The organism is Streptomyces mexicanus, from assembly GCF_902506575.1.
In the GTDB taxonomy this organism is placed as follows: domain Bacteria; phylum Actinomycetota; class Actinomycetes; order Streptomycetales; family Streptomycetaceae; genus Streptomyces; species Streptomyces mexicanus.
Map to the genome: position 1 here is coordinate 1 of NZ_LR732639.1, position 7,363 is coordinate 7,363.

Sequence of the window (7,363 nt, forward strand, 5' to 3'; positions counted from 1 at the left end):
AGGAGAGGCGGATGTGGGAGGGGAACGGAGGGGGGGGGGAGGGGGGGGGGGGACGGGGGGGGGCGGATCGGTGGCGGAGCCGGCGCCGATGCAGTGGGCAAACGGCACGAGGGAAAGCGGGTCCCAACCGGCGGCGACCGCGAAGTCGTCCGCCGTGTGGCTGCGCAGCAGGCACATGTCGTAGCGGGCGAGGACCGGCAGGGAGCCGCTGGAGGCCGGCCGGTACTCGTGGTGGCCCACCAGCTGACACGAGTCGTAGCGGATCAGCGGTCCGCGCGGGCCCACGGTGTAGCGGTGCGGGCGGACGTCGGCGGAGAAGTCCTTGAAGGCGAGGCCGGTGTCGTCGCAGTCGCTGAAGTGGACCGTGCCGCTGTTCCACACGCAGTCGATGACGACCGCGTCGGGGTTGCGCACCTCGAACCGGATGTCCTGGGCGTGGAAGCGCTGCACGGAGTCGTGGTGCCGGCCGACCGGGAAGCGGAAGAAGGTGCTGGTGGTGCCGTACTCCGGGGTGCTCTCGGGTCGTCTGCCCGTGATGATGTACGAGCCGCCCCGGCAGGCGATGGACCCGCCGTAGGGGAACTCCAGGAAGTTGCCCCACTCGTACTCGACCTTCATGTCGGTGAACCAGTAGTTGAGGAACTGGTCCTGGTCGTTCGGTGCCTGCTGCCCCTGCCGGGTCCGCCCCGAGTACAGGAACGCCTTGCGGTACCGGCCCCCGACCCGGCACGCCTCCCACCGCATCTCGGAGTTGGTGTCCGTGCCGCTCAGGACGAGTCCGTACTCCCACTCCCCCATCCACTCGCACTCGAAGAACCGGTAGTCCTGCGCCTGTCCGGTCGAGTACGAGTCGAAGAAGGAGGCGCCCGGCGTGTCCGAGCGGAACTGCATGCGTTCGAAGGAGAGGTTCGACCACACGTCCTCGTTGCGGCACAGACAGGAGTCCGGTCCGGTGGCGGGACGGAAGACGAGGCTGGTCATGCGCCTGCCCGCGCCGGAGAACCGCAGGCCGCTGGCGGGACGCGGCGGGGCCACGCCGTTCAGCAGCGCGTGCGGGCGGGTGATGAGGAACTCCCCGGCGGGGATCTCGATCACCACGCGGCCGACTCCGTCGGAGACCCGGGCGGCGGCGAACGCGTAGGCGATCTCGAAGGCCGCGCTGTCGTCGGTGTGCCCGTCGCCCACCGCGCCCAGATCGGCCACGTTGACCACCGTCTCCGTCGGGGCCGGGGGTCGTGCGGCCGCGAACGCGCCCCGGGTGGACAGGGCGGTGCTGGACAGGGCGGTGGTGGCCAGCGCCGAGGCACCGCCACGCAGAAGTTGCCGACGGCTGACACGGGACGCCGAGCCACCCCGTTCTGTCATAATCTCCTTCTTTCCAGCGCTTTCAGGGCTTTTGAGTACTTCCCCCGCCAAGGAGGGAAATGACCGGGTTCATCGAAACGCTCCGGCACATGTCGACGGCGCAGAAGCCCGCCAAGGGCGTGTCGGCCTACACCCTGTTCGTCAACCGTCCGGCCGGCCGCGTCCTGGCCGCGCTCGCCCACCGGGCCGGGGCGACGCCCGATCAGCTGACCGTGCTGGGCGCGCTGTTCACCTTCCCGGCCCTGGCCGCCGTGGCCCTGGTGCGGCCGGGTCCGGGACTCGCCGTCTGGGTCTGGGCGGCCCTGGCGGTGGGGTTCGCCCTCGATTCGGCGGACGGCCAGCTCGCCCGCCTGCAGCGCTCGGGCAGCCCGTCCGGCGAGTGGCTGGACCATGTGCTGGACTGCGCCAAGCTCGTCACGGTCCACCTGGTGGTGCTGGTGTCGTTCTACCGGTTCTTCGCGCTGCCCGACCCGGCCTTCCTGCTGGCACCGATGCTGTTCGAGCTGGTGGCTGTGGTGATGTTCTTCGCCGGGATCCTCACGGAGCAGCTCCAGCGGCACACCGCGCCCCCCGCGCCCGCGGGGTCCGCGTCGGCGCTGCGACTGGTGCTGCTCCTGCCGGTGGACTACGGCGTGATCTGCCTCGGCTTCCTATGCCTGGGCAGCCAGCAGGTCTTCCTTGCCGTCTACTGCGCCTTGCTGTCGGCCCACCTGCTGTTCCTGGCCGCCTTCCTGGTCAAGTGGTTCCGGGAGCTGCGCCGAGGGGATCTCCGGTGTCCCGGTCCGCGCCAGCAGCTCCAGGCAGCCGCGCAGCAATGAGCTGGAGGTGTGCAGGGTGTACGGGAAGTAGACGACCTCGACGCCGACCTTCGCGAAACGCCGCTCCAGTTCGTTCCACTTGGGCGTGCCCCGCCAGTCGTCCCCCTTGAAGATGACGTCGAAGCCGACCCGTTCCCACGTCTTCAGCTTGTCCTCCTCCGACTCGACGACGGCCATGTCGACGCAGCGCAGGCTCTCGACGATCTGCAGACGTTCGGCGAGCGGGACGACCGGCGGCCTGCCCTTGAGGCGCTCGACCAGGTCGTCGGAGGTGACTCCGGCGATGAGGCGGTCGCAGTGCCGGCGGGCCTCGCGCAGGATGTTGAGGTGCCCGATGTGGAACAGGTCGTAGACGCCGGGCGCGAATCCGATGCGGGTCACTGCGCCGCACCATCCGCCGTCGCGGCCTTCGCCTTCCCGGGGACGGTCACCCGCAACGGCGGGGACTTCGGCGAGGTGTTGCGCCCGTCCGTCACCTCGATCCGGTACTCGTGACGGCTGCCGGCGGCCACGGAGTCGGTGTAGCTCATCCAGGGGCGGTTCCAGTAGGTGGAGGACCGGCTCTGGCGGGAGACCAGCAGGCCGTCCCGGTAGAGGCGATAGGTGAGCGAGGCGTCGTCCCGGTCCCAAGAGGCCTGCCAGCGCAGGGTGACCTGCCCGGGCCTGGCGGCGGAGAGCGTCAGGGCGGGCGTCCGAGGGGCCACGGTGTCGGGGCCGGCCCCGAAGCGCGTGAGGCCCTGCTGGGGGCTGTCGTTGACGCGGGTGAACTCGCCGCCGACCCACAGCACGCCCCGGGCTACCGTCAGCGCGCGGGGGCCCACCCCCTCCCCGATCCCTTCGTTCGTGTCGGGGAACCAGTGCAGGATCCTGCGGTCCTCGGGCGACTGGGCCAGCAGGTGCTGCCGGTCCGCACGCTCGGGGAACCCGCCCGGGGTCTCGGCGCAGTCGTGGGCGTGGGAGGCGCTGTAGAGCACGCCCTGATAGGGCAGGACCGCCTGGGTGGCGCCCAGGCAGGTGTCCTTCCACACCATGCGGTCGTCGTCGACGCGGCCCGCGATACGGCCGTCGAAGACACCCTCGCCGTGGCCTTCGGCGGCCACGTAGAAGCGGGTGCCGTCCTGGGCGATGGACTTCACCCCGGAGCGGGCCGGCAGCCAGTCCGGGTAGGCGCGCACGGTCGCGCCGCTGGTGGCGTTCAGGGCGACCAGGGCGTGGGCCCGCCGGCCGTCGACCGTGTCGAAGTCGCCCCCGACGTAGATCTTCCCGTGCGAGGGTGCCACCGACAGCGCCCGCACCGGGGCGTCGACGTCCGCCCGGAAGGGCAGCAGGGCGCCCTTCACGGTGAAGGCGGCGACGCGCGGTCTGCTCTGGCCGTTCACCTGGCGGAAGTCGCCGCCGAGGTAGACGGTCCGGTCGGTGACGTCGATCGCCCGGACCGTCGCGGACACCGCCGGCCGGAAGTCCTTGCGCAGGGAGCAGTCGGCCGTGTTCAGGGCGACGGCGCTCGCCACGCCGGTGGCCCCGGCCCGGCTGAAGGAGCCGCCCACGTACAGCACCCGGCCGTCCGCCGAGGTCTTCAGCGCACGGACGGTGCCCGCACCGCCGGTGAACGACGGCGCGCACGGCAGCAGGGCACCGGTCACCGCGTCGAACGCGGCGAAGTTGTGGCGCGGCACCTCCCGTTCGCCGGGTTTCGCGCCCGACGGCCGTACCGAGTCGAACGTTCCGCCGACGTAGACGACACCGCCTGCGGAGGCCAGGGACCAGACGATGCCGTTCGTCTGCCATGTGGTCAGCGGATGTGCGGCGAACGCCGCCCTGGGTGCGGCGGCGGCCACGGCGGGAGCGGGGCGCAGCAGGGCGGCGGAGCACAGGACAGTGGCGGCGACAGCGCTGGTGGCCGCCCGTGACGGGAGCTTTCTCAGGCGCAAGGGACACCCCGGATGGCAGTGGTGTGGGAGACACGCGGGGAGTGACACGGTGCCTGCCGAACGCCGACCGCATGGCCCTTGCCCGGGCTCACGCGACGCGACGGCGCAGAACTCCGACGAGATCCTTCACTCCCAGCGGCGTGCGATACCACCACAAAATAGTACCAAAAAGGCACATTCCCAAGGTCATTCCGGCGGCGAGTCCTGACGGTGTGTCACCGTCCAGGGCCCGCACGGTGGCCAGCACCGCCGCCACGGCCAGCCCGGCGCCGAGGGCGGTCGTGTAGCCGCGGTCCACGGTGGTGAAGCCCAGGCGCAGCCGGATGAGCAGGGCGGCCGAGAGGTTCTCCACGACGATGGCCGCACCCCAGGACACGGCGGCACCGAGGACGCCCCACCTCGGCACCGTGAGCAGACCGACCGTCAGCTGCACCGTGAACGCCGCGGCGGTGATGCCCAGGTGCCAGGAACTGCGGCCGGACATCAGCAGCACGGTCTGGGCGTTGCCGACCGCGACGTTGACCATCGCGGCCGCGCACAGCACCACCAGGGCGGGCGCTCCGTGGACGAACTCCGGGCCGAAGGCCGACAGGACGGTGCGGGGGAAGGCGGCGACGAGGACGAACAGCGGCCAGGAGAAGAGCGCCACCCAGCAGGTCGAGACGCGGTGCAGGTGGCGTGCGTCGGCGACCTGGCCCACGGCGAGCAGCCGGCTGATCTGCGGTGCCACGGCCAGCCGCAGGGCGAGTTGCAGCAGGGTGCCCGCGGTGATCACGCGCCCGATGGCGGTGTAGACACCGGCCTCGGCGCTGGTGGCCAGCGCGGACAGCAGGATGACGCCGATCCACACCGCGCTGAAGTCGAAGACGGCCGAGAGCGCACGAGGCGCCGCGAAGCTCCAGAAGGCGCGCCAGGGAACGGCATCACGCACGGCCGGGTGCGCGGTGCCGCGGGCGGCGCGGTTGCGGCGCAGGGCCAGCCAGGCGGCCACGGTGCCGACCGGCGCGGGCGCCAGCCAGGCCGCGGCCAAGGGGAGGATGCCGGGCGCACAGAAGGCCACCGGGACGGCGATGGCCACGCGCAGCACGGGTTTGCCGATCTGCTCCACGCCGACGAACGGCACCACGGTGCCGTGGCCCTGATGGGCGCCGAGCAGGACCAGTCCGACGGTGGCGACCGGCAGGAACAGCCCGAAGAGCCGCACCAGGGTGACGGCGTCGGCCGGCCGCAGGTGCGGCAGGAGCGTGGTGGCCACCGCGGGGCACAGCAGCAGCGGCAGGGCGGCCGCCGTACTGGCCACCAGGGCGGGGACGAGGGCCGCGCGCAGCAGGCCGCCCACCGAGCGGCCGCCGCCCACGGCGATGTCGCGCGAGACGAAGCGGACGAGCCCGGTGTCGGCGCCGAGCTTGCAGGTGCTGCTGAGCACGGTGAACAGCGCCACGCCGGTGAAGACCGCTCCCGCTCCCTGGGCCCCCAGGGCGCGGGTGATCAGTCCGACGAAGACGAAGGCGAAGACCGCGTTGACCGCGGAACCCGCCACACCCCACCAGCCGCCCCGCGCGGCGGCGGCGACACCGCTGGGCGCGGCGGCCCCGGGGACGGCGGTCGCTTCCGAGGCGGTCACCCGCGGGAGACCGTGAGCGTCTCGTCCTGCGCGGGCAGGGCCACGACCGGCGTGGTCGGCCCCGCCTGCGGGCCGCGCCCGGGGCGGCGGCGCAGGACGGCCTGCACGGCGCGGAGGGGGTCCTGGCGGCGCCCGGCGTCGAGAACGGTGCCGAGGACGGTCCCGCCGGAGCAGTCGATCAGCTCGTGCGCCCGCTCCAGGTCCTCGCGCCGGGTGGTGCCGAGGCCGGCGACCAGCAGGACGCCGTCGGCACGCTGGGCGAGCGCGAGGGCGTCGGCGTCCTCCAGGAGCGGCCGGGTGACGACGACCGCGGTGCGCGCGTCCGACTCGGTCGGCATCCGGTGGACGGCGGCCGAGCCGCCCGCGGGGGCGGGCGCACCGGTGCCGCCGCCGGACCAGCAGGCGAACCGCCCGGCGGTACCGGCGTCGACGAGACGGCTCCCCTCGGGCAGGGACGCTTCCCGCGGGGTGCGGGCGTCGTCCGGCAGCAGGGGCAGTCGGGTCGTGAGGGCGGGCGTGCCGGGGTCGGCGTCCACCAGCAGTACCTCCTCCCCGCACTCCGCGAGGGCCGCGGCCAGGTTCACGGCGACCTCCTCGGTGGCGGCGCCGTGCCGGGGGGCGACGACGAGGACCCGGCCGAGGCCGGCGGACAGCCCGGTGCGGTGCAGGCGGTAGGCCAGGGCGCGGTAGGTCTGCGCGCGGTCGCCGCCGCGGTGACCGACGCGGAGCAGGGCGTCGTCCTCGTCGGCCTCGCGGGGCAGCAGGCCGAGCCCCGGGGTGCGCAGCGCGGCCCGCGCCTCCTGGGCCGACCGGACGCGGGTGTCGAGGGCGGAGCGCAGCCAGGCCAGCAGGATGCCCAGGGCGAGTCCGCCCGCCAGGCCGAGGACGAGCAGCGTCGTCCAGCCGGGCCCCGAGGGCCGGGCGGGTACCTCGCCGCGGCGGACGATGTCGCCGCCGTCGGTGTCCCGGGAGTTGATCTCGACCATGCGCCGGTGCAGGGCGTCCAGCTCGGTCTGCAGGGCCTTCTCGACGGCGTCGCCGGCGTCCTTCTTCTTCGCCTGCACCGCCTTGATCTGCTCCTGCACGCTGCGCCCGGCCCGCTGTGCCGCGGCTTCGTTGCGGACCTTGCGGTCGGCCAGGTACGCCTCGGCGAAGGCGTTGGCGCCGCGCGCCGCGTTCTGCGGGGTGCGCGCGGTGAACGTGAAGCGCAGCACCTGGGACTTGGCCCGGTTGGTGATCCGCAGGTCCTTGCCGAGCGCCGCCGCCTTGCCGTCGGCCTGGCCCAGGGCGCGGGCCGCGCGCACGGCGACCGCGGCACCGGCGGCGATCTGCTGCTCGGTGCCCATGCTGACCTGGTTGTCGGCGGCCACGCTGACCGTGCCGAAGGGGTCGGCGGTGGAGCGTACGAGGACTTCGCTGGTGGAGGTGTAGGTGTGGGACCGGGAGAGCGCCAGGGCGGCCCCGCCCAGCAGGCCCAGGACGACCCCCAGGGCGATCGCGCCGCGGTGGCACAGGAGCCGGCGGATCTGGTCACGGAGCTGGTCCGGCTCGTCGTACCGGTCGTGGACATGAGTGGGGCCGGTCACGGGTGCCCTCCTGTGGTGGGGATCGATACGGGGCGGGTG

General features: G+C 73.3%; 5 protein-coding genes and 1 pseudogene. 1 reads left to right on the top strand and 5 read right to left on the bottom strand.

The genetic code is table 11. The features are described from left to right. A partial coding sequence (locus GV126_RS34030; protein WP_159675080.1) for a glycosyl hydrolase family 28-related protein occupies positions 1–1,365 on the bottom strand: 1,365 nt, incomplete at its 3' end. A gap of 59 nt (positions 1,366–1,424) precedes the next feature. On the opposite strand from GV126_RS34030, the gene GV126_RS34035 reads away from it, so the two are divergent. Beyond that, the gene (locus GV126_RS34035; protein ID WP_236570366.1) at positions 1,425–2,183 is read left to right on the top strand and encodes a CDP-alcohol phosphatidyltransferase family protein; all 759 of its coding nucleotides are present in this window, start codon (positions 1,425–1,427) and stop codon (positions 2,181–2,183) included. On the opposite strand, the pseudogene GV126_RS34040 reads toward GV126_RS34035, so the two are convergent. From GV126_RS34040 to GV126_RS34055, 4 genes and pseudogenes are all read right to left on the bottom strand, one after another. Further along, positions 2,127–2,564 (bottom strand): annotated as a pseudogene (locus GV126_RS34040) (FAD synthase family protein); the annotation flags it as partial. The gene GV126_RS34035 and the pseudogene GV126_RS34040 sit on opposite strands and share 57 nt — an antisense overlap. Then, the gene (locus GV126_RS34045; protein ID WP_159675084.1) at positions 2,561–4,114 is read right to left on the bottom strand and encodes a fibronectin type III domain-containing protein; all 1,554 of its coding nucleotides are present in this window, start codon (positions 4,112–4,114) and stop codon (positions 2,561–2,563) included. The gene GV126_RS34045 and the pseudogene GV126_RS34040, both read right to left, overlap by 4 nt. An 88-nt stretch (positions 4,115–4,202) precedes the next feature. Continuing rightward, positions 4,203–5,738, bottom strand: coding sequence for an oligosaccharide flippase family protein (locus tag GV126_RS34050; RefSeq protein WP_159675086.1), 1,536 nt, complete (start codon positions 5,736–5,738; stop codon positions 4,203–4,205). Beyond that, on the bottom strand, positions 5,735–7,324 hold the full coding sequence (locus tag GV126_RS34055) for a hypothetical protein (RefSeq protein ID WP_159675088.1): 1,590 nt from the start codon (positions 7,322–7,324) through the stop codon (positions 5,735–5,737). The genes GV126_RS34050 and GV126_RS34055 overlap by 4 nt, the downstream gene beginning before the upstream one ends. Positions 7,325–7,363 lie beyond the last annotated feature (39 nt).